Source organism: Lactiplantibacillus sp. 7.2.4 (assembly GCF_018991185.1).
GTDB classification, from domain to species: Bacteria; Bacillota; Bacilli; order Lactobacillales; family Lactobacillaceae; genus Lactiplantibacillus; species Lactiplantibacillus pentosus.
This window is the reverse complement of the sequence record NZ_JAGYGS010000014.1, coordinates 1-25016: the sequence shown is the minus strand read 5'-3', so window position 1 is coordinate 25016 and position 25016 is coordinate 1. Positions and strand designations below refer to the sequence as shown.

At 46.0% G+C, this 25016-nt stretch carries 19 protein-coding genes and 1 riboswitch; of the genes, 8 read left to right on the top strand and 11 right to left on the bottom strand.

What is annotated here, in order from left to right; translation table 11 throughout:
* Positions 1-203 precede the first annotated feature (203 nt).
* Positions 204-302, top strand: a riboswitch (purine riboswitch).
* Positions 303-376: 74 nt separating this feature from the next.
* Positions 377-2080, top strand: a complete 1704-nt coding sequence (ade, locus tag KGF70_RS06700) for an adenine deaminase (protein ID WP_216768292.1) — start codon at positions 377-379, stop codon at positions 2078-2080.
* A gap of 269 nt (positions 2081-2349) precedes the next feature.
* On the opposite strand, the gene KGF70_RS06695 is transcribed toward ade, so the two are convergent.
* The 3 genes from KGF70_RS06695 to KGF70_RS06685 all read right to left on the bottom strand — a co-directional run bounded on the left by KGF70_RS06695 (position 2350) and on the right by KGF70_RS06685 (position 6061).
* Complete coding sequence (locus KGF70_RS06695; RefSeq protein ID WP_216768290.1) at positions 2350-3594, bottom strand: DUF6271 family protein; 1245 nt, start codon at positions 3592-3594, stop codon at positions 2350-2352.
* A 466-nt stretch (positions 3595-4060) separates the two neighbouring features.
* Positions 4061-4240, bottom strand: coding sequence for a hypothetical protein (locus tag KGF70_RS06690; RefSeq protein WP_021336970.1), 180 nt, complete (start codon positions 4238-4240; stop codon positions 4061-4063).
* 3 nt (positions 4241-4243) lie between these two features.
* Entirely contained in the window at positions 4244-6061 is a 1818-nt protein-coding gene (locus KGF70_RS06685) for a heavy metal translocating P-type ATPase (protein ID WP_216768288.1), read from the bottom strand.
* 766 nt (positions 6062-6827) lie between these two features.
* On the opposite strand from KGF70_RS06685, the gene KGF70_RS06680 reads away from it, so the two are divergent.
* Positions 6828-8495 (top strand): BCCT family transporter, encoded by a 1668-nt coding sequence (locus KGF70_RS06680; RefSeq protein ID WP_003639927.1) that lies wholly within the window; start codon positions 6828-6830, stop codon positions 8493-8495.
* Between the two features lie 998 nt (positions 8496-9493).
* On the top strand, positions 9494-10144 hold the full coding sequence (locus KGF70_RS06675) for an SGNH/GDSL hydrolase family protein (protein ID WP_216768286.1): 651 nt from the start codon (positions 9494-9496) through the stop codon (positions 10142-10144).
* Positions 10145-10235: 91 nt separating this feature from the next.
* Here KGF70_RS06675 and KGF70_RS06670 read toward each other — a convergent pair whose 3' ends face one another.
* The gene (locus KGF70_RS06670) at positions 10236-10664 is read right to left on the bottom strand and encodes a hypothetical protein (protein ID WP_003639925.1); all 429 of its coding nucleotides are present in this window, start codon (positions 10662-10664) and stop codon (positions 10236-10238) included.
* Positions 10665-10849: 185 nt separating this feature from the next.
* On the opposite strand from KGF70_RS06670, the gene KGF70_RS06665 reads away from it, so the two are divergent.
* Positions 10850-11095, top strand: a complete 246-nt coding sequence (locus tag KGF70_RS06665) for a YdeI/OmpD-associated family protein (protein WP_216768285.1) — start codon at positions 10850-10852, stop codon at positions 11093-11095.
* Between the two features lie 93 nt (positions 11096-11188).
* Here the strand turns inward: KGF70_RS06665 and KGF70_RS06660 are convergent, their stop codons facing one another.
* Both KGF70_RS06660 and KGF70_RS06655 read right to left on the bottom strand, forming a co-directional pair.
* A complete protein-coding gene (locus KGF70_RS06660; protein ID WP_216768283.1) occupies positions 11189-11704 on the bottom strand; it encodes an HIT family protein in 516 nt (171 codons plus the stop codon).
* 195 nt (positions 11705-11899) lie between these two features.
* Positions 11900-12820, bottom strand: a complete 921-nt coding sequence (locus KGF70_RS06655) for an aldo/keto reductase family oxidoreductase (RefSeq protein ID WP_216768282.1) — start codon at positions 12818-12820, stop codon at positions 11900-11902.
* A gap of 425 nt (positions 12821-13245) precedes the next feature.
* On the opposite strand from KGF70_RS06655, the gene KGF70_RS06650 reads away from it, so the two are divergent.
* On the top strand, positions 13246-14580 hold the full coding sequence (locus tag KGF70_RS06650) for an MFS transporter (protein ID WP_253954780.1): 1335 nt from the start codon (positions 13246-13248) through the stop codon (positions 14578-14580).
* A gap of 279 nt (positions 14581-14859) precedes the next feature.
* Here KGF70_RS06650 and KGF70_RS06645 read toward each other — a convergent pair whose 3' ends face one another.
* A complete protein-coding gene (locus KGF70_RS06645; RefSeq protein ID WP_216768279.1) occupies positions 14860-15492 on the bottom strand; it encodes a hypothetical protein in 633 nt (210 codons plus the stop codon).
* A 5-nt stretch (positions 15493-15497) separates the two neighbouring features.
* Complete coding sequence (locus KGF70_RS06640) at positions 15498-15719, bottom strand: helix-turn-helix domain-containing protein (protein WP_209041700.1); 222 nt, start codon at positions 15717-15719, stop codon at positions 15498-15500.
* Between the two features lie 177 nt (positions 15720-15896).
* On the opposite strand from KGF70_RS06640, the gene KGF70_RS06635 reads away from it, so the two are divergent.
* Together KGF70_RS06635 and KGF70_RS06630 are read left to right on the top strand one after the other, a co-directional pair.
* Positions 15897-17126: an MFS transporter gene (locus KGF70_RS06635; protein WP_216786423.1), complete on the top strand. Its 1230-nt coding sequence runs from the start codon at positions 15897-15899 to the stop codon at positions 17124-17126.
* 1376 nt (positions 17127-18502) lie between these two features.
* Positions 18503-18814, top strand: coding sequence for a metal-sulfur cluster assembly factor (locus tag KGF70_RS06630; protein WP_003639920.1), 312 nt, complete (start codon positions 18503-18505; stop codon positions 18812-18814).
* Positions 18815-19399: 585 nt separating this feature from the next.
* Here the strand turns inward: KGF70_RS06630 and pflA are convergent.
* Together pflA and pflB are read right to left on the bottom strand one after the other, a co-directional pair.
* On the bottom strand, positions 19400-20221 hold the full coding sequence (gene pflA, locus KGF70_RS06625) for a pyruvate formate-lyase-activating protein (RefSeq protein WP_021337809.1): 822 nt from the start codon (positions 20219-20221) through the stop codon (positions 19400-19402).
* A gap of 36 nt (positions 20222-20257) precedes the next feature.
* The gene (pflB, locus tag KGF70_RS06620) at positions 20258-22516 is read right to left on the bottom strand and encodes a formate C-acetyltransferase (RefSeq protein WP_216769535.1); all 2259 of its coding nucleotides are present in this window, start codon (positions 22514-22516) and stop codon (positions 20258-20260) included.
* A 420-nt stretch (positions 22517-22936) separates the two neighbouring features.
* On the opposite strand from pflB, the gene KGF70_RS06615 reads away from it, so the two are divergent.
* Positions 22937-23929 carry a serine hydrolase gene (locus tag KGF70_RS06615; protein ID WP_216769537.1) on the top strand — a complete coding sequence of 331 codons (993 nt, stop codon included), beginning with the start codon at positions 22937-22939 and terminating at the stop codon, positions 23927-23929.
* A 237-nt stretch (positions 23930-24166) separates the two neighbouring features.
* On the opposite strand, the gene KGF70_RS06610 is transcribed toward KGF70_RS06615, so the two are convergent.
* Entirely contained in the window at positions 24167-24682 is a 516-nt protein-coding gene (locus KGF70_RS06610; RefSeq protein ID WP_088770549.1) for a VanZ family protein, read from the bottom strand.
* Positions 24683-25016 lie beyond the last annotated feature (334 nt).

The following is a 25016-nucleotide window of genomic DNA, read 5'->3' as shown; positions in this document are numbered from 1 at the left end:
CGACGAGTAGTGGCGAGGCTGTTTGGAATCGCTGGTCATGACCTTGATTGAGAAATAGGCGAGTCAAACGAGTCACCAGACCTGTTAGCTAATCGGCACGAAGCAACTGCCGGAACGTAATGGTTATACTAGTTTTCACAGATTACTCGGACTGAAATTAGGGCTTGCATGCACGTGGAAAGGCTGGTAAAGTAAAGGACAATTTATTAAAACAACAAACTGCCTATATAATGCCATGATATGGATGGCGAGTTTCTACCCAGTACCGTAAATACTGGACTATAAGCGAATTGAGTCGACGGGTCCACACTGCTTAATTTGCCGTGTGGGCCCGTTTGCTTTCTCCGTAGACGGGCGAGTAAGGAGAAGAAATACGATGACAAAGACTGTTGAGATGGTAATTACAGGTGCACAGGTCTTAAACGTTGAGACGCGCGAATTTGAAGCGACGAGCTTGTGGATTGACCACGGCCGCATTATTAGTAATTTGCAAGACGAACCTTATCAAGCCTTAGAACACGTGGATGCACGGGGCAAATGGATCGTGCCGGGAATGATTGACGCGCACGTGCATATGGAGAGCGCGATGGTTGCGCCGAGTGAGTTAGGCAAAGTCCTGCTACAACACGGGGTAACGACGATCGTGACGGACCCACACGAACTCGCAAACGTTGCTGGAACTGCTGGTATCGAATATTTGATTGCGGATGCTCGCCAGACGCCCTTAGACGTGTGCTTCATGTTACCGTCATCCGTGCCATGCGTGCCTTTTGATGATAACGGTGCGACCTTACACGCAGCTGATTTACGGCCATTATATCAAGAGCCAGAAGTCCGTGGTTTAGCCGAAGTCATGGATTACGGTGCGGTGGCCCGCGGTGATGAAGATACAATGGCCAAAATCCACGATGCTTACGCGCGGGGCTACCATGCAGATGGGCACGCGGCTGGTCTGGATGCCCATCAACTGAATGTGATGCGCAACGCCGGACTGGATACCGACCACGAATGTATGACCGTTGAAGAGGCTCGCGACCGCATCAAAGCTGGCATGACCGTCTTCTTGCGTGAAGGGACCGTCGAACGCGATGTATTAGCGACGATCGGTGCGGTCACGGAAGCAAACGCTGGCCGTTTTGCGTTCTGTACGGATGACAAGACCATCAGTGATTTGATGACGGAAGGGTCGATCGACTACAACGTGCGTTTGGCGATTCAAAGTGGAATGCGACCAGCACTGGCGTACACGCTGGCTAGCTATAACGGCGCCGTTGCTCACCGATTAACGGACCGCGGCCGGTTGTCAGCGGGACAGCTTGCTGACCTAGTCGTATTAGACGATGTGACTGCTGTAAAAGTGGCTAAGACGATGAAGAATGGCCAGTGGGTCACTGCGACGACGGCCACCCAACCGTTAACCTTTACGGCGACCCACGTTCAGCAGCACGCCCAACTCGCTGATTTTAAATTGTCATTAACAACTGGCGCCGCAAATGTGATTGGCGTTCAGCCGAACCATATCGAAACGGACCATTTGACGATGACGGTCGCACCTACTGAGAACTTTGAAGCGGATATTGATCAGGATATCTTAAAGATGGTAGTTGTCGAACGCCATCATAACACTGGCAAAGTCGGCGTTGGTTTGGTGCACGGCTTCGGTCTGAAACACGGCGCGATTGCTGGTACTGTGGCACATGATGCGCATAATATCGTTGCTGTCGGGACCTCGGATGAAGCTATCATGCGTGTCATCACCCAGATTACGCAGGATAACGGCGGCATCGCAGTCGGTGATGAGCACCAAGTTTTAGCCACGATGCCCTTAGCAATCGGCGGCCTACTATCCACGAGCACTTATCAAGTCGCGGCGGCTCAACTGGATGGTCTCAAGCAAGCGTACGAAGTCATCAGTGAGCAACCCCTCAGCTTTGATCCGTTCATCACGCTTTCATTTTTGACACTACCCGTGATTCCAACGCTGAAGCTGACGGCACGCGGCCTGTTTGATTACGATTCATTCGATTTTATTCCGGTCGCGACGGCCGCAACCACTGAATCGCTCGCAACTTCGCGATAAAGGCTGTGCCGTCAGATAACGATATCTGGATGGGCCAGTGGATAATGAACGATAGATGATAACTGAAAAGCTGAGTAGCGGGAATCAAAATTGGTTCGCGTTGCTCAGCTTTTTGAGTTAAAAAAGGCGTATCGGCGGGTTCCGATACGCCATGAAACTATCTAGACAAGAAACGCTCAAGACGATCACGTTAGGTTCCACAATGGGGCTGCTTAGAACAGAATCATCGGCTAGGCTTGCGGAAAAACCGTGCGTCAGTTGTGTACTCGTTATCGTGAGTCATCTGCTGAGATTGAAAATGGCGCGAGTTCAAGTGCTTGCGTGTTTTTCAGGATAGCGGGCCAATTTTGAATCAAATCGATAAAGTGATGGACGTCAGTAATGGTTTTCTCAAGATAAACGTCGGGTTGCTGTGCGACATTGGTTGCGATGGCTTGATAGTGCGGTAAGTCAATCGAAGCATAGACCGCGACAAATCTTTGAATCGTCGTTTTTAATTTGGCTAACAATTCGGCTGAATCGACTGTCGATAAATAGGCCGCTGCGACCTGTTGGGCCATGTCATTAAAATTGTCTGAAAGAGAGACGTCAGTTAGGGCGCTGTTCGTCACGGTGGTCATTAAGCGGGACAGTAGTTTTGAATTACCATAAGTCAGGTGATCGATTTGGTCATAGCGATTTTCGTTATATTGATGAACAACGCGGTCATTGTGGTAGACCATCCGCCAGCCTGATTTCCCAACTAAAGTGTGGTAAAGATAGTCGGTACCCGAAGTGACATTGGCCGGGGAGACTGGAATATTCAAAAAGACTTCTTTTAAAGCAAAATTACCAGCATCGATGTAGTTTGATTTTTGTTCTGAGAAGGCTAAGTCACCTGGGAAAGTCTCGGTCGAACCCTGGACGTACTTATTATTAATATAATCGTCTAATTGGCTTGGACTATAGGTAGGCTTTGATAGTGAGAATAATTTTCGCAGTGTTGGTAGGTCGTCCGCAACATCTGAATAATCGATGCCCCAGGCGCCCAAATAACTACTACCAACTAGCAAGAACTGGTCATTTTCGTTAAACGCGCGCATCTCCGCGATGAGGGGTGTTATCTGTGTATTGTTGGCTTGTAGATAAACGTCTGAATCGCGACGGTGAATATAGTGGGCCCCTAGCAGATGAGCAATGATCGAAATTTTATTGACCATTTTACCGTATGAAAATCCATTGCCGACGACTAACGCTGCCAATTTTGGGTCTAAGACCTGATTCAATAGCGCATCAAAGGCCGATACTGGAATATGCAGGCAGGTAATCTGCAGTGCTTTAAATGAAGCTTTCAGTTGGGCATGGTTACGGTCGAAAGTTGCTGGCGTGCTTGAATCTAGCAGGACGAATATCAGTTGCTCTGGTAGTAAGACGTGCTCGTCGATTGCAACTGCAATATCATTGGCCAAACCTTTGATACTCTTACTGGCATCCCGGTTGGTGGGGATTGCATATAGGTGCTTGTCGCTTGTCATGGACCTATCTCCCTTGAAATTTCGAACTAAATACGTCGAAATGGTTTTAGATTTCTTCCTGAGAATTGAGTGGAACGAGTTGATAAATGATGTATTGTTAAAGAAAGATAATTATTCTAATCTTTATCTCATAATAACGGTTTGATCCAGCATTTTCAATCTTTGATCGGTATTAATCATACCGATGCGTTGGGCTAGTGATCGTATTTAAGATGATTGAAACGAGTTGTTTTCTAAGCTTAAAAGCAGCCAGCCCCGGAAGTCGGATTAGGACCTGACCAGCTGACCAACAGTAAGCCAACAACTGGGTAAGTTTCAATCACAATTCGTAACAAATTGACGAACACGATAGGGCGTCAAAGCGGGATCAAAAAAGCCAGTCATTCTGTTTAATTCAGAATAACTGGCTTGATATAGATGGTAAAATTTCAGTGCTTAAGCCGCATCGCGACTCGCCATTCGTAGGTTAAAAATGCTGCTGACGGTCTTTTCGACGCCAAGCGATTAAGAAGGTGATGAGCATGTAGGCGAAGTCGACTAGAATCGCTTCCTTAAGTGGAACGCCAAGGAGGCCAGCCGAGACGACGGTTAAGACGATAACGAAGGTCAGCGCTGATTGTGACCAGCGTAAGAGCCATTCTGGCATGGGTTAATTCACATCCTTTGTCGTTGACTGTGGACGGTCGCGTAATGCCCGTAGCGCCCAGAGAATTGAGACGGTGTCGACGACTTCTTGTAGCATGGCACCAAATAGGGCGGGGATAATACCGGTGCTGGCAATCAACATCAGAATCGTACAGATGGCGATACCGATCCACACGGCTTGTTTGGCAACCTGCATCGTATCCTTGGCAGTCTGAATCGCGGTAACGACGCGACTCAGGTCGTCCTTCAAAATCACGACATCCGCGGATTCACTAGCGGCGGTTGAACCGTGTGCACCCATGGCGATACCGACATCGGCAACTGCTAGTGAGGGGGCATCGTTGACCCCGTCGCCGACCATAATGACGGGACGTTCAGCCGCTGGGACGGCTTTTAAATGGGCGATTTTGTCTGCGGGAAGGAGGTCAGCGGCCACGGTATCGATACCAACGTCCGTGGCAATGCGTTCCGCGATCGCTTGTTGGTCGCCAGTCAGCATCATGACGTTGCGAACCCCTTCAGCGTGGAGGGCTTTGAGCGTTGTGGCCGCTTCTGGCCGGACGTTATCGATGAACGTGATATAACCGGCGTACTGGCCGTCGATAGCGACGTAGATGGCGGTCGTAGCTAAGGGTTGTTCGGTCGTGGTCGGCGCGACGAATTTGAGTTTGCCGACCTTGACTTGGTGGTCGTCAATCGTTGCGGTCACCCCGTTACCCGTGACTTCTTCAAGGTGACTAGTCGGACTTAACTCTGTGCCACTGACGTATTTCACCAGCGACCGCGCCAGAATATGGCTGGAGGTCTGTTCAGCGCTGGCGGCCAGGTGACAAATCTGTTCGGCAGTAAAACCCGGTTGTGGTACGATTTGGTTGACCGTCAGCTGGCCACTGGTAATCGTCCCAGTTTTATCAAACGCGGCCGCTTTGGCCGTGGATAATTTTTCAAGCATATCGCCAGTCTTGACGACGATCCCATTACGGCTCGTCCGACTCATGCCTGAGACCAGCGCGACTGGAGCGGCCAGGATCAAGGGACAAGGCGAGGCCACGACTAGCACCTCTGCAAACCGGTGTGGATCGCCACTGAAGGCCCAGGCGATACCGGCGATGACGTAAGCGACGAGTGTAAAGGGCACCGCGTACCGGTCGGCCAGGCGCACGAACTTCGCTGGTCGGGATTCAGATTCTTTGACTAACTTGACCAATTGTTGATACTGACTATCGCTGGCGAGTTTGTCAACGGCCATGGTAACGGCGCTGTCACCATTGACCGCCCCTGACATGATATCGTCGCCGACCTGCTTGTCAACTGGCTTAGATTCACCGGTCAGTGACGATTCGTCAAAGAGGGCGGTTCCTTGAATGAGGTGACCGTCAACCGGGACTAGTTCACCTGGCTTAACCACTAGTTGGTCCCCAATTTGAACATCATCGACGTCAATGTCGGTCAATTTTCCGGCGACGGACCGGTGAGCAACCCGTGGTGAATTATCGAGCAAAGCTTTTAATTCAGTATTGGCTCGTTTGGCGGCGTAGTCTTCGAGGGAGTCGCCCCCGGTGAGCATGATGAGCACGACCAGACTTGCCCAGTATTCCCCCACGGCTAAGGTGGCGACAATCGCCGTGATGGCCAGTAAGTCAACACCGTATTTCCCTGAACGCAGTGTTTTGATCATCTCGACCAGCATCGAGAGTGCCATTAACGCCCCCGTTAATGTAATAATGATTTGGGCCGCCAGTTGCGCGTGCAACCCAAATTCTAAAATAACTGCAACAACGCCGATACTAACCGTCAGAATCAGTTTATAGTAGTGTCGCATGCAGTTCCCCTCCTTTTGATATTCAACTATTATTTACTTGTTACAAGAATAACATGAAACCGGATTAATTGAAACAGATAAGAACGATTCTAAACTAGAAACTAATTGTTACGAAAACTTTTGAATAGTTTCAGAAAATTATTGCGGCAAAATAGCCGTGAGCCTTAACATGCCGGGCTTGACGGCCGCCAAACGGCTGATTTTACTTCTGATTTAATACTAGTATACTTATACATGAACATCAGATATCAGAAAATACTGAAATCAGCATTTGTATAAGCCGACGTGCGCTGTGCAGGTGGTAACTCGTTACCCGGTACTAAGCGCTTTTTTGGTGCATCAGCAATTAATCGAGCAATTGTGTGATGGGCTTATCTGGTGATTCAAGGGGGTTATCTATTAGCAAGAGCAGTGTAACCATTAATCGTTACGTGGTGTGACGACGGTCGTGTGCGTTAAGCACGATGGTATTGAGATACTAGCTAAACAAGATGAACACCAACGTCGATTAAGCAATTAAAAATCATTTGTCAGTATGGCGTTGTCCGGATTCAACCAACGGAAAGAAGGAAATTCTGCTACTGATTTTGAGATAGCATAAACAGAATGCGGATGACAAAGCCGGTCAAACCTGATCAAGTCAGGGTACTGAGTGCTTCGAGAATTGACTCGGAGGGGTGTACCGATTGCTAGTCGGAAATTTACGCGTGGGGACTACCTGTAACGGTAGGAAGAACCACGAATTTGATCTAAATATAGAGAGTATATGCTCAGTAGCAGGTTTATTATTTTAAAAAGTAAGAATATTGATTGGTGGGTCTATTTACCAACGATTGGGCTCTTCGCGGTGGCTTCGGTTATTTTATTGATTGGGGGTCATTCGCTCGAGACGAGTTTGAGCGGCATCCTTAATTGGTTGACGAACAACATGAGTTGGCTCTACATGTCGGTATATGTGATCACTTTTATCTTTTTCATTTACTTAGCGTTTAGTAAGTTAGGGAAGACCAAGCTTGGTGACCCTGATGATAAACCAGAATTTTCAACGTATCACTGGGGCAGTATGGTCTACGCAACCGGGATCGATGCCAGCATTTTAATGTTGAGTATGGTCGACCCATTGCGGTACCTACAGAGCCCATCATTCGGTGTTAAGCCGTTTTCAACTTCTGCATATAATTATGCGCACATGCTAGGACAATTTAACTGGGGACCAATGGCGTGGATGATGTTTGCGCCGGCTACGATTGCGATTGCCTATGCGATGTATGTTAAGCACGTCAAGGTACAACGGCTCAGTGCCGCCATTTCAGTCTTGCAAGGCCCTGGTAAGGGTAAGCAGATTGCCCGTAACACGATTGACTTTCTTGTCATTATTGGCATCATGGGTGGTGTCGGGACCTCAGTCGGGATGGAAATTCCCGTTATTTCTAAAGTTTTAAGTGCCGTCACGGGCATCGCCGATACGATGACCCTTAAGTTAGGCTTGTTCGCCTTACTATTCGTCATCTTTGCTTTGGCTGTCTTCAATGGGCTAAAGAAAGGGATCGGCCGGTTAAGTGCCGCCCATGTGTGGCTAGCGATTGGCTTTTTGATCGTCGTTTTGATCGTTGGGCCAACCTTGTATATTTTGAACTCAGAAACCAACAGTATTGGTCTATTTATCAATAAATTTATTAGTTTGAGTACGAACACTGCCCCTAATGGTCACGCAACGGCAATGCAGCGTCAGACGATCTTCTACTGGGGCTGGTGGTTATCATTTATGCCAGTCATGGGCTTGTTCATCGCCCGTATCTCACGTGGTCGGACGATTCGGCAGGTACTCGGTGGCATGTTGCTATGGGGCTCGTTAGGCTGTGTCAGCTTTTACGCCATCCTTGGTGGGTACGCCTTGTACTTACAACGGATGGGTATTGTTAACTTAGTTCATATCTTAAACACGCAAGGCCAAGCCGCGGTGATTGCGGCCGTCTTATCGACCTTGCCATTAAAGATGATCATGTTAGCACTGTACTGCCTATCTTGCTTCATTTTCTTGGCAACGACGGTCTCCTCATTTGCCTTCATTACCTCATCATTCACCAGCAAGAAGTTGGCCGTGGGTGAACAACCAAGTCGGTTCAACCGGATGAGCTGGGTCGTTATCTTCCTAGTCTTCTCGTTAGGATTAGTGACGGTCGGGGGCTTTGAATCGATTCAATCAATTTGTGCGATGTCAGGCTTCCCATTGACGATTGTCGCCCTAGTCTTGCTCTACTCGATTCACCACGATTTAACGACCGATCCCGTCAAGGAAGCAGCCAAGGCCAACGCCAAGGCAGCCGAATTGGCACGGCGGAAACGGTTGGCGCGGGATGTTGAGATTACCACGAATACCGATTATGCGCGTGAACGGCGAGCAGCACGGAAACGTGAGACGGAAGCAGATTAAAGGTAATTAGCGTTAATAAAAATCAGATGTAGGCCTGTCAGCCACTAGTTGGTGACAGGTTCATTGAATAAATCAAGCAGTCACTTCAGAATTAGGATTTGCGGATCCAGTTCTGAAGTGGCTGCTTTTTGGTTGTTAAGGGTTAGCGTGGGGTATTCGGAGCTTGCAATCGCAGGCACTGTTTTAGCACCACGGGAAGGCGTGTTGGCTTAACCGCACGCAAAATGGTGCTGGCAGCTTTTTAATGTAGACGTTGACCAGTACCGACTGACGAATCACTATCAGCTTAATTAAATCCACAAACCGGGCACTTTAGTTGCAGTTATGCTGGGATGCGCGGTTAAATAAAGACAATGATATGCGTTGTGCTAATTATTCTTTAGCATTAAAGATGATTAAACCGTACCCATTGTTTGGCTTACTGGTCGTCAGCCAGTGAGCGTCTTAGTCCGACTTCCGGGGCCGGCTGACAACGCTGGAACAGGGCGGACATCGATTTGAACTCACGCAGAAAACCACTGCGCAATTTCAAATACGAGTCTTCTTCTAGCCCGGGGACCCCACCCGGACAAGAAGAATTTCGCCCTTGAGCATTGTCCGCCAGCCCCTACAGTCGGGAACCCGCTCGAATGGCAGATGAACGGCCACCTATCTGGGTACAATTGGCCATTGAATTTTGAGAGACTGATCCTTCAGGTAAAAGCTTAATCAGTATCGATAATGGTTTATGGTATTTAAATGCTAGGAAGATTATTCATTAACTTCAATAGCAACTAATCTTGAAATCAGTCGATAGAATTGCCTTTCGGTTAGCATGTAGATTATGCTATTTTAGGTGATTAGACAAGATCCATATAACGTTTCGGCAACTCGCAGTATTTCCGGCGTTCCTCAGCTGGCAGCTTTTGAACTTTGAAAATAGCATGATTCATGACAAATCAACTAACACAATGCGTACAACGATTAATCGATAGTTAGTACGCAAGAGGAGGAATTCGATGCTCGATGAGACGCAGTTGACCAAGCACGTGACATTTCAACGACCAGCGTGGCTTGGTGATTCTATTACGGCCAATAATGGTCTGGCAAGTGTTCATTATCATGATATTTTAGCCGCTAATTGGCACGCTGAACGGAGTGACAATTTAGGAATCTCGGGATCGACGGTCGGAAGTCGCTACGATGCTATGGCTGCACGCTATCAGTCAATTCCGGCGGATGCTGATTTTATTGCGGTCTTCGGTGGCGTCAACGATTACGGCCGCAATCAACCGTTAGGACAGTATGGGGATACGACCATCACGACCTTTTATGGCGCGCTGACCATATTATTGACGGGGCTGCAGGCGACTTGGCCGACCGTTCCCAAACTGTTTATTTCGGCGATTCACATTGGTTCCGACTTTGGTGGTAGCTTTAGTGCAACAACCAATGGCCTTGGTTATCGGCAGGCTGATTATGAAGCCGCAATTGAACAAGTGACTGCGGATTATGGTGTGCCGCATCTCAGCTTGTATCATGATGCCGGCATCACGTTTGCCATTCCAGCCCAAGCTGCGATTTATTCCGTCGATACGCTGCATCCGAATAATGCTGGGCACCAGGTGATCGCACGTAAGATTCAGGCTTTCTTAGACAGCCACTTTTAGGCCGTATTAGGTCTTACGACTCATCAATTCGTTATGGGCCAAATTTCAAAAAAGTCGCTCGATTCCACTTTAGAATCGAGCGACTTTTCAATTACTTTGCTTTTTTCTTAGCCTTAGCGCCGGGCTTATGCTTACGTTCACGTAACAAGTCCTTGAACGTCTCAATTTCGGCCGTGTGCTTGACCATCCATTCCTTGTAGTTGGAATGTGAGTCAGTATCACTCATTTTGAGACCAGTCTCCAGCCAGAATAGGGCTTCAGTTAATGAGCCGAAGTTGTGAAACCAGAGGGTGTGGCCGTTGTCGGAATCCATGGCGACATATGACTTGTAATGGGGCGTCAAGAAGGTGTGCTTAACGATTTTAAAAGCAGCACGCCGCCGCGTTAATTTGTAATCTGGTAAGATGTAGCGGCCAGGATGCTCGAGGTGCGGAACGGAATTCTTACGTTGCTCCTTATACTCGGTCAGCATGGCCTTGGCGCGTTCAGGACTGATGAGGGTAATATCAAATTTTGGCATAGCAGGGCTCCCCTTGGTGATAGCAGTATGGTTGGTTATCGTTAATTATATTGGTCGAATGTTAATACTTATACTATAATGATAGCGCAATTGTATAAAAAATCGAAATATAAAAGCTTAAATTGTAAGTAATTTTCCCCTTCTTACATGAAATTTAAAGCAATCAACCCAATGGAGGACTTCACATGAGTACCGCACCCCTTAGTTCATTCGAAAAAGACATTCCAGCAGTTGCCGCCTTGTTGACAGAAGATGCCGATATGGCGGCGTTCTTCACCGCATTAACACCCGGTTACCAGCGTGAGTGGGCCCGGTTCATTTTTGGCACCAAGGCCGAAGCGACCAAGCAGCGCCACATTGACGTCATGAAGACCGTCTTTCGTGCCGGTTATAAATCCAAACGCGCCTATGACAGCCGTCCAGATAAATAAACAGGTTCCGATTAGTATGCGAAAAGTTGAGCTCCAGATATGGGATTCGGCTTTTTGAATGCGCGCAAATAGCTAAGGCTGTCTGAACTGCGGTTAATCAGTGTCAGCAGCTGGTAGTGTCAAATGCTGCACAGTGTGATGTTCGACTTGCCGACGTTGTAGTACCGAGTCGAGGGCGGTGTTGAGCGTGCGTTTTAAGCGGGTGAGCCGGAGTTGGTCTTGTTGGACATCGTCACCATAGATGGTCTCAAGCGGGGTCCACCAGACGGGGCCCGGCTGCGCAGTATCGCCGGTGTGGCGTGGAAACAGGTGCCAATGCACATGCGCGTCCCCGTTGCCGAGTAGCTCAATGTTCATTTTGTCGGCATGGAAGGCCTGTGCGCAGGCTTCTTGAACGAGACTCATCTCTTCGAGGAATAGTAACTGGTCGTGAGCCGCTAAGTGATGTAACTCAGTGACGTGTGATTTGGCTAAGAAAAGCGTGTACCCTTCGAAATGCTGACTATCTGCTAATACAACGTAGCCGGTGGTCAGCTCGCGTACAAAGTAGGGGTTTTGCTGCTGCTGAATCAATTTGATACGTTCACAAATCGTGCAATGGGTTGGCAAAAAATCATCTCCTAAGATTGATGAATGGGTGTGGCCGATAGTGAATGTCAAAATAGACTGCTCAAGCTGAACTGGCAACTGAGCAGTCTATTGAGCAGTCTATTAAAATGCGGCGTTGATCTTGAACTCGTCCCCCAATTAAAGGACTCAGCCAGCGACTATCTTGATGATTGGGCAATGCCAATCAAGTCAGCATTAAGGTAAATCGTTACCAGCTGCAAAGTAGATGTCGTACCACTCTTGGCGAGTCAGGTCGACATCCGCGCCAGCGGCATTTTGTTTCAAGTGTTCAGGATTCATCGTCCCTAAGATCACTTGGAAATGAGCCGGGTGTCGGAGAATCCAAGCCGTCGCGATTGCTGATTTAGTGGCATGCTTGTCGTCTGCGAGTTGTTGCATCGCGTTGTTGAGTTCTGGGAATTTTGGATTATCTAGGAAAACACCAGCGAAGTTGCCGTACTGATAAGGAGACCATGCTTGAATCGTCATCTTATGCAGCCGAGAATATTCAATGATTTCGCCGTCATGGTTGAGGCTACGTTCGTCTTGCATGTTAGTGTGTAGGCCAAAGTCGATCGCACCAGTATGCATGATGCCGAATTGTAACTGATTAATGATCAGGCGTTGATTTAACGCCGCTTGCAAAAGGTCAACCTGCATCGGATTGAAATTGGAGACCCCAAAGTGCCGGACTTTGCCACTCGTTTGAAGTTCATCAAAGGCAGCTGCGACTTCCGCTGGTTCCATCAAGGCGTCGGGGCGGTGGAGTAGAAAGGTGTCCAGGTAGTCGACCCCCAAGCGCTGAAGTTCACCGTCGACCGCTTCAATCAGATGTGCTTTTGAGAAATCGTAGCGTTTGCCAGGAACGATGCTGCCCTTGGATTGAATATAAAGTTGGTCACGTGAGACGTGTGCCTGTTTGAGCGCTTGACCAAAAATGGTGGATGATTGGCCCCCACCATAGATGTCCGCGGAATCAATATAATTGATACCTAAATCAGCAGCGGTGTCGAGCACCGTGGTTGCCTGTGCCACATCCAATGCATCCATCCGCATGATGCCCAGTGCGACATTCGATACGGGTAGGTGACTGTAACCTAAATCGATTGTTTTCAAAATAAAATCCCTCCTCAGGATGATTGCTAAGTTATGTTCAGTATACGGTTTCGGCGAAAACATGTAAACGGTTGCGGATGCGAATCGGCCTAGTTTATCGTGCTGACCAATCACCGGGGAAACGCTGGTTCATGCAGATTTCATTAAACTAATGACATGACGGCGGCCGCCATTTTGCGTATGATAGTCTATAGATAGAATAGTTAATAGCTGGTCATTCATCGCAGATTTTAGATCGTGATGGATGACTTAACACTGTGCACGATTTTGCGTCGATTGCTGCTGGAACCGGGTGGTCATGGTCCTGGTTGTCAATCGGTGCTGGACCAATCGTGCCAAATTAATGAAGAAGGAAGCGACTTGTTTTGTCTGATTCAACTAAAGTGACCCGTCAAGAATTAGTGGCGATTTTTGCCGTGGCTTTGATGGCCTTCGTGGGGATTCTAGTGGAAACTTCGATGAACGTGACGTTTCCGACCCTAATGAAGACGATGCGCGTCTCACTCGATTTAGTTCAGTGGATTACCACCGGCTATTTACTGACCGTGGCCTTGTTAATGCTGACGTCGGCATTCTTACATCAACGTTTCAAAAACCGGCAGCTATTCGCGGTCGGCGCGTCATTATTTATTCTTGGTGACTTGATTTGTGCGCTGGCACCGAATTTCTGGGTGCTCTTATTTGGCCGGGTCGTTCAAGCGGGCTGTGCCGGTTTGGCGATTCCGCTGATGTTTAATGTCATTTTGGAGACAGTGCCGCGTGCACGACTGGGCTTTTACATGGGACTGGCCGGTTTGATTTTGATGATTGCACCCGCGAGCGGCCCGACGTTTGGTGGGGTGATGGTCGCCCTCGGAAGTTGGCGCTGGATTTTCTGGTCAACGCTGCCAGTGGAGGCCATCATTCTGCTCTTAGGCTATGGCGCGATTCGGCAGGTCAGTGAGGTCAAACGGATTCACTTTGATTGGTCCCAGTTCGGGTTATTAGCAGTAGCCTTCATTAGCTGTACGCTGGGTGTCAACAGCATGAGTACTGCTGGATGGCTCAGCTGGCAGTTTCTCGGCGGCCTGGGCCTCGCAATTGTAGCCATTTTAGGTTATTTACGGCTATCTAAACATTCGGCGACGCCACTGCTTAACTTAGCCATTTTCAAAAATCCCGTTTTTGCCTTCAGCTTCTTTGCCTACGTTATCCTGCAATTTTGTAATATTGGAATCAACTTTGCGCTACCAAACTACGCGCAAATCGTGGTTGGCGCCGGTTCACTGATTGGGGGCCTGATGCTCCTACCAGGAAGCTTGATTACGGCAATCTGTCAGCCGTGGTTCGGCCACTTGCTAGATGCCCATGGCGCACGGCTACCGATTCTGATGGGAAACGGTCTCTTTGTCTTGGCGGCACTGGGATTTACAGTTTTAGGGCAGCACCTGAGTATCATCGTTATTTTAATGCTGTACATCGTCTTCAGTATCGGTCGTTCGATGGCGTTCAGTAATACGATGACTAACGGACTCAAAGAAGTCACGATGGCCGAGCGCGCGGATGCCAATGCCATTTATAGTACTGGCCAGCAGTTCGCCGGATCCCTCGGTACGACGATTTTGGCGGCACTCATGTCTTCGGTCAAATCGGGACAGTTATCCGCTGCGCGTGAAACGGCGATGGGGAGTCAGCTGGCGTTTGGATTAGTGCTGGTATTAGGCTTGGTCAACTTTGTGCTGTACCGCTTCGTCTTTAAGTATCAAGTGACGGATAAGTAGGGCGGTTGTGAACTGATTTAGGCGGTCTGTCAGGTTGGCCATGGTCAACTGGCTTCGTGGCCGTTAAATATAGCAATGAAAATACGAGTCATCGTTAAAAAGCTGGTATCTTGGGGCCGCTCCCTGGGACACCAGCTTTTTTAGAGGCTTCGTCACGTCCTTTCAGAGATTTGCATAATGAGTTCCTCCAATATTAATAGAATTATGAAAAATCAATTGCGCGTCCAATTAACTTACGACACAAGGGATGCGTGTTTATCATTGAGTGTGTTGAAATTGTCATATTTCGAAATTTGTGGATTCATTAAGATATTTTTCGAAGGAATAGGCTTGCTCATCGTCTCCCAACACATAACAGGCTTCAATCACGCCAACGACTAACTTTTTTCCTGAATCAACATCGCCTGTGTACATCATCAATATTCCTTGTAGGAATTTAAACTTCATGTTACTTAATGATATGCGTTTATTTCGATAGATTTCTGTAGATTGCGCTACGATTTTTTCAGCTTGAACGATATTCTTTTGTTGTAGTGTAATTTCCAAATTATTGCAGATAATGATCATTAATAATTCTTCATATTGAGGCAGGTGCCTGTAAGCAATTGCTTTTTTCATTGCGTTGTCTAGTAGGAGGCTCAAGACTGGAGTGGGAAAACAAAACATAACGTTGTTAAACAGTGTTAGTTCATATATACCCCAATTCTCCACGTTTAGTAAATAAGTTTGGAGTTCGGTAACGGATTCCTTTTTGAATTGCGTGTGTTGTATTTGTGAAATTATTAAATCAATAATAATAACGTTGAAATGATGATAGTTACTATCATCATTACACATTGTCGCTTCTATAGATTGTAACCGTTGAAGTCCATAGACATTATCTTCAAGCATATATTTTTTAATCTTTTCCATGAATTTTAACCCGTTACCGACCTGATAACCGCGTGCAACATAAAAAATTCATCCCAAGAAATATTTAGGGCTTTCAAAACAATCAGAAAATTATTCAAGGAGATGTCAGAGTTACCTCTTTCGACTTTTGATAAGAAGGCAACAGATAATTCTGAACCGGCTACTTGTTTTAGTGTTAATGCTTTTGATTGACGTACTTCTCGTATTACAGAACCCAAATTTTTCATACTGATACCCCCTTTTTTTACAGGTAATTTTATTATATGACATTTTTCTTATTTTTAGCTCATTTTTTTGTTATCTTTTTATCATGCAATTGATTGTTGAAGGCCGAGAGAAGTTGGAAAAATGAAACGACCTAAAGCGATGATTTTTATTAAGACTGCAGAAAAGTGGTGTGAATAATGAATGTAAGAAAGCAAGTATTTCAAATCATGGGAGCAATCTTTTTTGGGAACTTTGGGAGCTCAGTTTTTTCTTTTGCAACGAGCTTATACATCCTGCAGCGGACCGGATCGGCATTAGGAATGGGATTCTCGCTGATTATTAGCCCGATTGTTACTTTATTAATGACACCATATATTGGTTATGTCGTCGATTCGTTTAATCATAAAAAAATTATTGTTTTTTCGCAATTGGGCACAATAGTGGCATTGATTATCTTCGGCTTTCTATTAATCAAATACGCTAAGTATTACTTCGTTGAATTAATTGTCCTGTTAGTCTTTTTGAAGATTGCAGATAGCTTTTTGCAAAACACTTTACAGTCAAGCGTCACACAGTTGGTTCCAAAAGAAAATTTTCAACAATTGAATTCAATGGTGCAATCATCTAATTCTTTAGCAACTGTAGTGAGTCCGTTGGTTGGTGCGGTACTATTTTCAATTATTCCGTTTGGCTATTTTGCTTTTTTTGAAGTTATTTCAGAAATTGTGACGTTGTACTTGATTCTTTTAGTCAAATTTGGGACGCAACAGAGTAGGGGTGTTTCTGGGCATATTGGTGAATCATTCATCAGCGGCTTACAATTCATGAGAAAGAATTCAATGATTCTCGTTGTATCACTGTTTATTGCAGGTCTCAATTTCTTTATGGCAGCGATGAACGTCGGACTGCCTTACTTACAAATTCATGTTTTGAAACTTTCTACACAGCAGTATGGTTTGACGGAATCATCAGTCGCCGTTGGCATGGTTCTTGGTGGGATTATTTTCCAGCTGTTTAAAAGACAGTTTTCAGTGCCAAATGCCTTTTCCTTTATGATTATGTTTGCCGTTATTCTTAGTTCTTTGGGTGTCCCTATCTTTTATAATATCGGATCATCTGCGACAACTATTTTTTATTGTTTTGCAAATCTCGTGCTGGGGTGCCTGGTGATATTTATTAATACACCATTAATTGCCTATTTTCAGACTGAAGTTCCAGCAGACTATCAAGGACGAGTGTTTTCTATTCAAGCCACAATTACCTCACTATTAATTCCAATCGGGATTGTCATTTATGGTGTCCTATTCGATCTTATTTCTGGTACCTGGATTTTCTTGGGGAGTGGAATAACGCTTGCGTTGATTTCGTTAGTAGCGGTTATTCGAATACTAAAAAGTAAAACTGATGAAGATGTCATTGCTAGGTAAAAGGGGATTGATTGTTTTTCATTTGGTGAAGGAAGAGGACCGTGACAGAACTAGTGGCTACATAAACGAATGAGATATGAAATCAAATTCTGATTTCTTATCTCATTTATTTTTGTCTTTTGGGCTTAAAATTGGCCTCAACATGAGGAACCATTGGCAGTTCAGTTCGATGGAATATTGCCGAAACGTATTCAGACCAGACTGGGGCTTCCGGTCAGCGACGCCAAAATGCTAGGTGGAGGATCGCCACTTAACGCCCAGATGCTGATCTCAGTTCTAACCCTGAATCGCGCGTTTTGAGCCAAAAAAATAGAACCCAAGGCTTCTCTACTTGAGTTCTACTTATGAGGAATAATCTCGATTAACATGATCATTTGTTCAGTGTTAATACGATACACCTTCATGCTATTCAATTTTACGCGTGTCCAACTTCTAACGGACTAACCCGTATTTACTGTAACTATCTGCTGTAGTCGATCTAAAGTAAGTTTGTTACTTGATTGCGACTCGATCAACGGGTTTTAACGAAAGTCAAACTCGCGCTTAAAACTTTGGAATGTCTTCGTAACAGACATGCACCTCCGTTTAAGGTTTGTGATACCTGAGTCTACAAATGGAACTGGTAAAGTGGAACTAACAACTGGTCATCGGAGACACCTGTTTCCAACTAAATCTAGTTAAAATCTGATCGTCGATCTAATGCCAATTAATTCTTTAACGGTTATCGTTTATCTAAGGGTCAACGTTCAGCCATCCAACGCAAATCTCACGACACTCGTTAGACCGATAACGCTTGACGACGCTTAAAACGGTTTCGATAACGACCCAAACTGTGATACTAGCTGTCTAGCTTTTACAACGACAGCCAAAACTCTTTTGAGAAGCTTTGCTAATCGAGGCTTAATACCTTTCCTCACTTAGTATACTAACACGAACTGTAAGCGCTTGCAACGAAAACCACCGCCAATTCTAAAATAATTTTTGATGGTCGGATAAACCCAGTAATGGCGCGGCTTTGACGACTATAACAATCGACGATAATTGCCTAATTCAGACGGGTAAATTAGCCAAACGCAAACTTGGTCGTCGGGATAAATAAAGGTGCTTATTTGACGAGGCTAAATCACCCGTAATTTGACGATAGTGGTGGGGCAGAGGGGTGCCTAGCAATCCGCTGAATCAAGAATTCTGTTCCGCTACCGGCTGTTTGGACAACAACTAAAATAACCGCGTTAAATCGCGATTATTCATTGATTCTTAATGGCTGTAAGGTACAATAAAGATGATGATGGAAACGTTTTCTAAGATAATGGATCGACTAGTCACGGATAGGTGATTAGTCGACTGCACGAGCAGACGAAGGGGAGCGAGTAATAATGGCAACAACGTTTAAAGAACGGGCTTTTGACGCGCTAGGACACGTCATTGATCCTGAATTAGGAATTGATTTGGTGAACCTCGGTTTGATTTATGATGCCCAGCTGACGGATGAGGGTGTTGCTGAGATTACCATGACGCTAACGATTGCCGGGTGTCCATTGACGGAGTGGCTGGCCAAGGATATTCATGATGAATTGATCAAGTTACCTGAGGTCAAAAGTATTGAGATCGAAATCGTCTGGGAACCAGCCTGGAATGAAAGCATGATGTCGCGAGCAGCTCGTATGGAGTTAGGAATTCATTCATAAGCCACGGATGCTGAGAAACAATCAGTGGTGATTGCTCATTTTTAAAATACGAAACAATTCAGAATAGGAAACCAAGCCGGGTTGCACGTGCCGAGTCGTCCATCGTTTTCGTCGATGAGGTCCTCACGTGAATGCCCGGCTTTTTCTAAACGGCAATGAATGCTCAACTATTGAGAAACGCACTAAAACGCCCGTGGCCCACAAGTATCCAGATGCTAGGTAAGTTTACTTTGTCCTAGTCAGTGAGGCTGACAACGCATGTTAGACTGGTTTTAGGTGATTTTAACCGGTGGGATAAGTCGTTAGTTGTGGGGAGGTGCTGAATGTGGCAGCGTGTACTAGTGACCACAGCTAGCCTTGATTGCAGGCACCTAGACTCTTTAGATACAGGGAATTCCGACAATGGCACTTGACGAAGCGCTCGATTTCATTGTCGCGAGGCTTATGATCTCGCCATGCGTGCTGAATCATCCAATCCGGGCAGTCCACTACGCAATTCGCCCTGAAGACAACCAAAAACGCCAGCGACAGTGCCGAATCAATCGGCATTGCCACTGGCGTTCTTCGTGGTGTAGAAATGATGGTCTAGAGTTTAGGTAGTGGCATCCAAGTCTTGTACCCATTGTAGTCCGCGGTGTGTAACAGCTTTTCAGCGTTAGCGACCCGGTCTTGAGTAGGTGATTCGATACCTTCTAGCCGGTACTTGATCTTCATTTCGTGATACTTTTTGACTCCCAGTGTGTGGTAAGGGAGGACTTCAACTTTTTGAACGACGTCGTTTGGAATCTTTGCGATATAGTCGCCGAGCTTCTTCAAATCTTCATCGTAATCGGTCCGTTGTGGGACGAGCACGTGGCGAATCCACATATCGTCGTGGTGTTGGGCCATGTACTGGATCATGTCCAGAATGTTCTCGTTACCGTACTGAGTTAATTGCTTGTGTTTGGCAGAATCGATGTGTTTGATGTCGACCAATGAGATGTCAGTGACTTTCATCAAGCGTTCGAACTTGTCAAAGAAAGGTTGTTCTCGGGTGAAAGGCTGTCCAGAAGTGTCCAGACAAGTGCTGATATTCATCGCCTTGGCTTTTTCGAATAAGTCTAAGATGAAGTCGATTTGTACCAGTGATTCACCACCGCTGACCGTGATTCCCCCAGTCTTGCCCCAGAAAGCCCGGTATTTGACCGCGTCTTCCAGAATTTCGTCAGCCGTCATTTGATCGCCGACGTTGAGTTTCCAAGTATCAGGGTTGTGACAGTACTGACACCGCATATGGCACCCTTGTAGGAACGCCACGTAACGGATGCCAGGTCCGTCAACGGAGCCAAATGTTTCGATGGAGTGAACGTAGCCTATCAAAGGCTCCTTTGCCGCCGCTTGCGTTGTTGAAACTTGTTTGTTGTCCATGAGCCTTTCGCCTTCTTAACTATTAAAGATTAAATGTTACATTGATTCGAAGAATGTCCGTGAAATAACGTCATCTTGTTGTTCCTTGGTCAAATCTGCGAAGTAGACACAGTAACCAGAAACCCGAACCGTCAATGTTGGGTATTCTTCTGGGTGCTTCTGAGCATCAATTAAAGTGTCTTTATTGAAGACATTGATGTTCAAATGCATCCCATCGTTCTTCATATAACCGTCTAACATGTTTACTAACGTGTCTTTCCGTGATTCGAGGTCGTGGCCTAACGTGTTAGGGGTAACGCCGAACGTGTTAGAAATCCCGTCAGTTGCGTAACGGTATGGTAATTTGGCCGTTGAGAGGAGTGAAGCTAAAGCACCGCTCTTTTCAGCGCCGTACGCTGGGTTAGCACCTGGTGAGAATGGTTCGCCTTTTTGACGGCCGTTTGGTGTGGTACCCGTGTTCTTACCATAAACAACGTTTGAAGTGATGGTCAAGACAGAAGTTGAAAGTTTGGCCCCACGATAGAGATGATGGGTGTTCATCTTGCTGTATAATTCCTTGACTAACCACTTAGCAATGTCATCTACACGGTCATCATTGTTCCCGTAGCGTGGGTAATCGTTGTCGGCCTTGAAGTCAACGGCAATGCCACGTTCGTCACGGATAACCTTAACATGACCATACTTGATTGCTGAGATGGAGTCAGCGGCATGTGATAAACCAGAAATCCCAGTAGCGAAGGTCCGATCAAGGTCGGTGTTCTTCAATGCTAATTCTGCGGCTTCATAGTAATACTTGTCATGCATGTAGTGAATAGCGTTCAGTGAGTTAACGTAGGTGTCAGCTAACCAGTCCATTTGCTTGTCGAACTTCTTCATGAATTCATCGTAGTCGATGTATTCTGAGGAGATTGGTTCGTAAGCAGGCCCAACTTGGTCGCCAGCAATTTCGTCACGGCCACCATTGATGGCGTAGAGGATTGCTTTGGCTAAGTTAGCCCGAGCACCGAAGTACTGAATCCCATCAGCAATTGGTTGTGCAGAAACACAGCAAGCAATGCCGTAGTAGTCGGTACCCCATTGTACCCGCATTAAGTCATCGTTTTCGTATTGAATGGTTGAACTGTCGATAGATACTTCAGTAGCGTAACGTTTGAAGTCTTCAGGTAACCGTTCTGACCAGAGAATGGTGATGTTTGGTTCTGGGGCAGCACCCATGTTGTCCAAAGTCTTTAAGATCCGGAAAGCGGTCTTAGTAACGTGGTGTTGACCATCGAGACCTAACCCACACATTGATAAGGTTGCCCAGATTGGGTCACCAGAGAAGAGTGAGTTGTAATCTTCGGTACGAATGAACCGAACTAACCGTAATTTCATGACAAATTGGTCGATGATTTCTTGGGCATGGCTTTCGTCAATGACACCATTTTCAAGGTCACGTTGGATGTAGATATCCATCGTCGTATCGATCCGACCAACGGACATTGCGGCACCGTTTTGGGTCTTGATTGCGGCTAAGTAAGCGAAGTACATCCATTGTACGGCTTCTTGAGCAGTGGTGGCAGGTTTGCTGATGTCGTAGCCGTAGCTAGCAGCCATCTTCTTCATGTCATCGAGTGCCCGATATTGGTCTTGAACTTCTTCACGGAGGCGGATAACGTCATCAGTTAATTCACCGTCGCCGATGTGAGCAAAGTCATTGGCCTTGTCTTCCATCAAACGGTCGATCCCATAGACAGCAACCCGTGGTAAGTCAGGAATGATCCGGCCACGTGCATATGCATCTGGTAAACCAGTGATAATCTTGTAGTGACGTGCTTTCCGCATGTCAGGAGTGTAAACATCGAAGACCCCTTGGTTATGTGTCTTACGATATTCATTGAAGATCTTGTCGTTTTCCTTGTCAGGCGTGTAACCGTATGCTTTCAAAGCATCGTCAGCCATCCGAATACCACCAAATGGCATGAAGGCCCGCTTCAAAGGCTTGTCGGTTTGGAGACCAACAATCTTTTCGAGATCTTTCTGAATATAACCAGGGCCGTGTGACGTGATCGTTGAAACTACTTTAGTATCAGCGTCAAGAACACCACCAGCTGCCCGTTCTTCTTTCTTTAATGCCAAAACTTTGTCATTCAAAGTCTTAGTAGCGGCAGTTGGGCCGGCTAGGAAGCTTTCGTCACCATTGTATTGGGTGAAGTTATTTTGAATAAAATCACGAATGTTGATTTCTTCCTGCCAGTGGCCGCCTTTGAAACCTTTCCAAGCTGCTGGCTTTGTTGTCTTTTCTGATGTAATCATTTTCTCGCCTCCATAATTTGAATCCAATCAAATGATTGATAAAATTCTATATTTGAATCATAACATTTTTTGGCGAATTTGTAACCGCTTTCAGGTGATTTATTTCACTTTTCGGTCATTTTTTTGTAACACGTTGGTTTTGATCCAGGTGAAAGTGCTGATATAACAGCGTTTTGTAAGAATTGTGCACAAAGGTAATTCACTTAATTATATTTAAATTTTTTGGAATATCCGCCTGTATTTTGATATAGAAGTGGAATATTGTCCATTATGTAACAAGCCTTTAACTAGTTAGTTAATAAAAAGTGAGATGGCATGCTGTATGTAAACAAAGCGTTTGCCGTTGATTTTATGGGGAAGTCCGTTATCATAAAGGAGACAAACAAAATGAATCAACGTGCGTGAAGAAAGGTGGGCGTAATGCGGATGCTCAAAAAAATCGAAGAATATATCGACAAGTGTATTGAAGCGGGCGATATCTATGGTGCTTCATTTAGCCTGATCACTCCTCAAGGAATCAATCAGTACTATCACGGCACTCAAGGCCAAGATGAGTTTGCGATTGGCTTGGACCCGGCGATGATTTACGATCTCGCGTCGGTGACTAAGGTCGTGGGAACGACGACGCGGATTTTTCAACTGTTGTCAGACCATACGATTCATCTGACGGATTCGGTTGCCCGGTTCCTCCCAGGGTTCACTCACCCAGAGATTACGATTCAAAACCTGTTGCTTCATAATAGTGGCTTGCCGGCTGACATTGACCACCTCGACAAGATGCAACGTGAAGATCTCATTAAGGCGGTCTATGATGCGCCACTGAATGCCACTCCCGGAACGACTTACGTTTATTCAGACTTAGGATTCATTTTACTAGGCTGGATCATTCGGGCGGTCGATGGCTCATTGGCACGTAGTATTCAAGACCACGTGTTGTATCCACTGGCAATGACCAACACTGGTTATAATTTGAATCGGCCTAAGGTGCGGTTCGTCCCAACTGAGTTCGATTCACTACGGGGACAGATTCAGGGACAGGTGCACGATTACAAAGCCTTCTTACTCAATGGTGAAAGCGGCCATGCCGGACTATTCTCGACGTTAACGGACTTATCGGTCTTCGTTGAAATGATGCTGAATTTCGGTGAGTATCAAGGCAAACGGGTACTGGATGAAAATGTCTTTGACTGGTTAGGCGAATATGATGAACATGGTCGGACACTCGGTTGGGAACGGCATAACGGTCAGCATCAATATTTCCATACTGGTTTTACCGGACCAGCGATTGCATTTGATCTAGACCGGCAAGTTGGCCTGGTCGTCTTGACGAATCGCGTTTACCCAACAAGCGATAACCAAGTGTGGAACCAAGATCGGCAACACGTCTTCGATTTGTTCTTCGAAGCTGACTAGGGAACTAAGCGTATTGCCTATGACAGTGATAAACGGTAGGGACTATTTAGTGTAACGATATTAATAACTGAGTCTAAAAAGCCGGCGCAAGAATTTTTTTCTTGCGCCGGCTTTTTAGACTGCTCATGTGATGCTTGCACGTTAATGAGTTGAATCCGTGTCACGAACGAGGTCGGATGATTAGGCCTCATATTTTGTCTGATGAATCGTTGCTTCTATATATACGTCATTTATAGGTCATCTTTGTAACCATTGAAGTCCAGGTAGCCGCTTGGCGATTTTATAACCAATCGCACCAATGATGAAACCGACCCAGTTGGTGATGAGGTCGTCAATGTCGACCCACCGATCAATATTGACGAGCCAGTCGAGAACGAACTGTCCGAGTTCCAGCGTTAATCCGGTCAAAAAGCCGAGCCAGATAAATCGACGCCAAGGCAAGTCCATAAAGTTCCAAGCGATTAGGCCACCCAACGGCACCGTGAGTAACACGTTGAGCCAAAACTCGATACTGAGTTGTTGAAATGGAATTATATTCAACTTGACCGGTCCCCATTGAATATAATGGAGAACTAGCTGTGTTCCAAAGTTGTAACTAGTGGGCGTATAGCAGAAAGCGGTCAGTACCCAGAGAAAACCGATTAAACTGAGTTGTTTAACGCGTTGTAAGTTAGAGCCTGCGGATTTAGCGCAGGCATATAGTAGTACAATGAATAGCAATGAGATGATGATGAAAGGTATCCAAGCTAGCATATTATCCTCGCTCCTTTTGATAGTTATAGTATAGATAAAAACGGTTGGTTTGACTACGACTTACGCGGACTTACAAAAAAATCAGAAAAAGTGTTGACACTTTTAGTTCCAGTTGGTATATTAGTAAACGTTGCTGCTACGGCAGGCGCTAGTCACCACCAAATAATTATTGAAATTAGTTGTTGACAACTTCTTCGGCAATTGGTAAGATAGTTTCTGTTGTCGCAACGGCAACCACGACAAATTAATCAAGTTGCTTCTTAAAAAAAGTTGTTGACAAGATATTGGTTAAGATGTTATGATAATTAAGTTGTGTTAAGCGATTAACACACGA

Coding starts and splice junctions, on each gene's coding strand:
- ade (WP_216768292.1), top strand. CDS start 377: ATGACAAAGACTGTTGAGATGGTAATTACAGGTGCACAGGTCTTAAAC.
- KGF70_RS06695 (WP_216768290.1), bottom strand. CDS start 3,594: ATGACAAGCGACAAGCACCTATATGCAATCCCCACCAACCGGGATGCC.
- KGF70_RS06690 (WP_021336970.1), bottom strand. CDS start 4,240: ATGCCAGAATGGCTCTTACGCTGGTCACAATCAGCGCTGACCTTCGTT.
- KGF70_RS06685 (WP_216768288.1), bottom strand. CDS start 6,061: ATGCGACACTACTATAAACTGATTCTGACGGTTAGTATCGGCGTTGTT.
- KGF70_RS06680 (WP_003639927.1), top strand. CDS start 6,828: ATGCTCAGTAGCAGGTTTATTATTTTAAAAAGTAAGAATATTGATTGG.
- KGF70_RS06675 (WP_216768286.1), top strand. CDS start 9,494: ATGCTCGATGAGACGCAGTTGACCAAGCACGTGACATTTCAACGACCA.
- KGF70_RS06670 (WP_003639925.1), bottom strand. CDS start 10,664: ATGCCAAAATTTGATATTACCCTCATCAGTCCTGAACGCGCCAAGGCC.
- KGF70_RS06665 (WP_216768285.1), top strand. CDS start 10,850: ATGAGTACCGCACCCCTTAGTTCATTCGAAAAAGACATTCCAGCAGTT.
- KGF70_RS06650 (WP_253954780.1), top strand. CDS start 13,246: ATGGCCTTCGTGGGGATTCTAGTGGAAACTTCGATGAACGTGACGTTT.
- KGF70_RS06645 (WP_216768279.1), bottom strand. CDS start 15,492: ATGGAAAAGATTAAAAAATATATGCTTGAAGATAATGTCTATGGACTT.
- KGF70_RS06640 (WP_209041700.1), bottom strand. CDS start 15,719: ATGAAAAATTTGGGTTCTGTAATACGAGAAGTACGTCAATCAAAAGCA.
- KGF70_RS06635 (WP_216786423.1), top strand. CDS start 15,897: ATGAATGTAAGAAAGCAAGTATTTCAAATCATGGGAGCAATCTTTTTT.
- KGF70_RS06630 (WP_003639920.1), top strand. CDS start 18,503: ATGGCAACAACGTTTAAAGAACGGGCTTTTGACGCGCTAGGACACGTC.
- pflA (WP_021337809.1), bottom strand. CDS start 20,221: ATGGACAACAAACAAGTTTCAACAACGCAAGCGGCGGCAAAGGAGCCT.
- pflB (WP_216769535.1), bottom strand. CDS start 22,516: ATGATTACATCAGAAAAGACAACAAAGCCAGCAGCTTGGAAAGGTTTC.
- KGF70_RS06615 (WP_216769537.1), top strand. CDS start 22,937: ATGCGGATGCTCAAAAAAATCGAAGAATATATCGACAAGTGTATTGAA.
- KGF70_RS06610 (WP_088770549.1), bottom strand. CDS start 24,682: ATGCTAGCTTGGATACCTTTCATCATCATCTCATTGCTATTCATTGTA.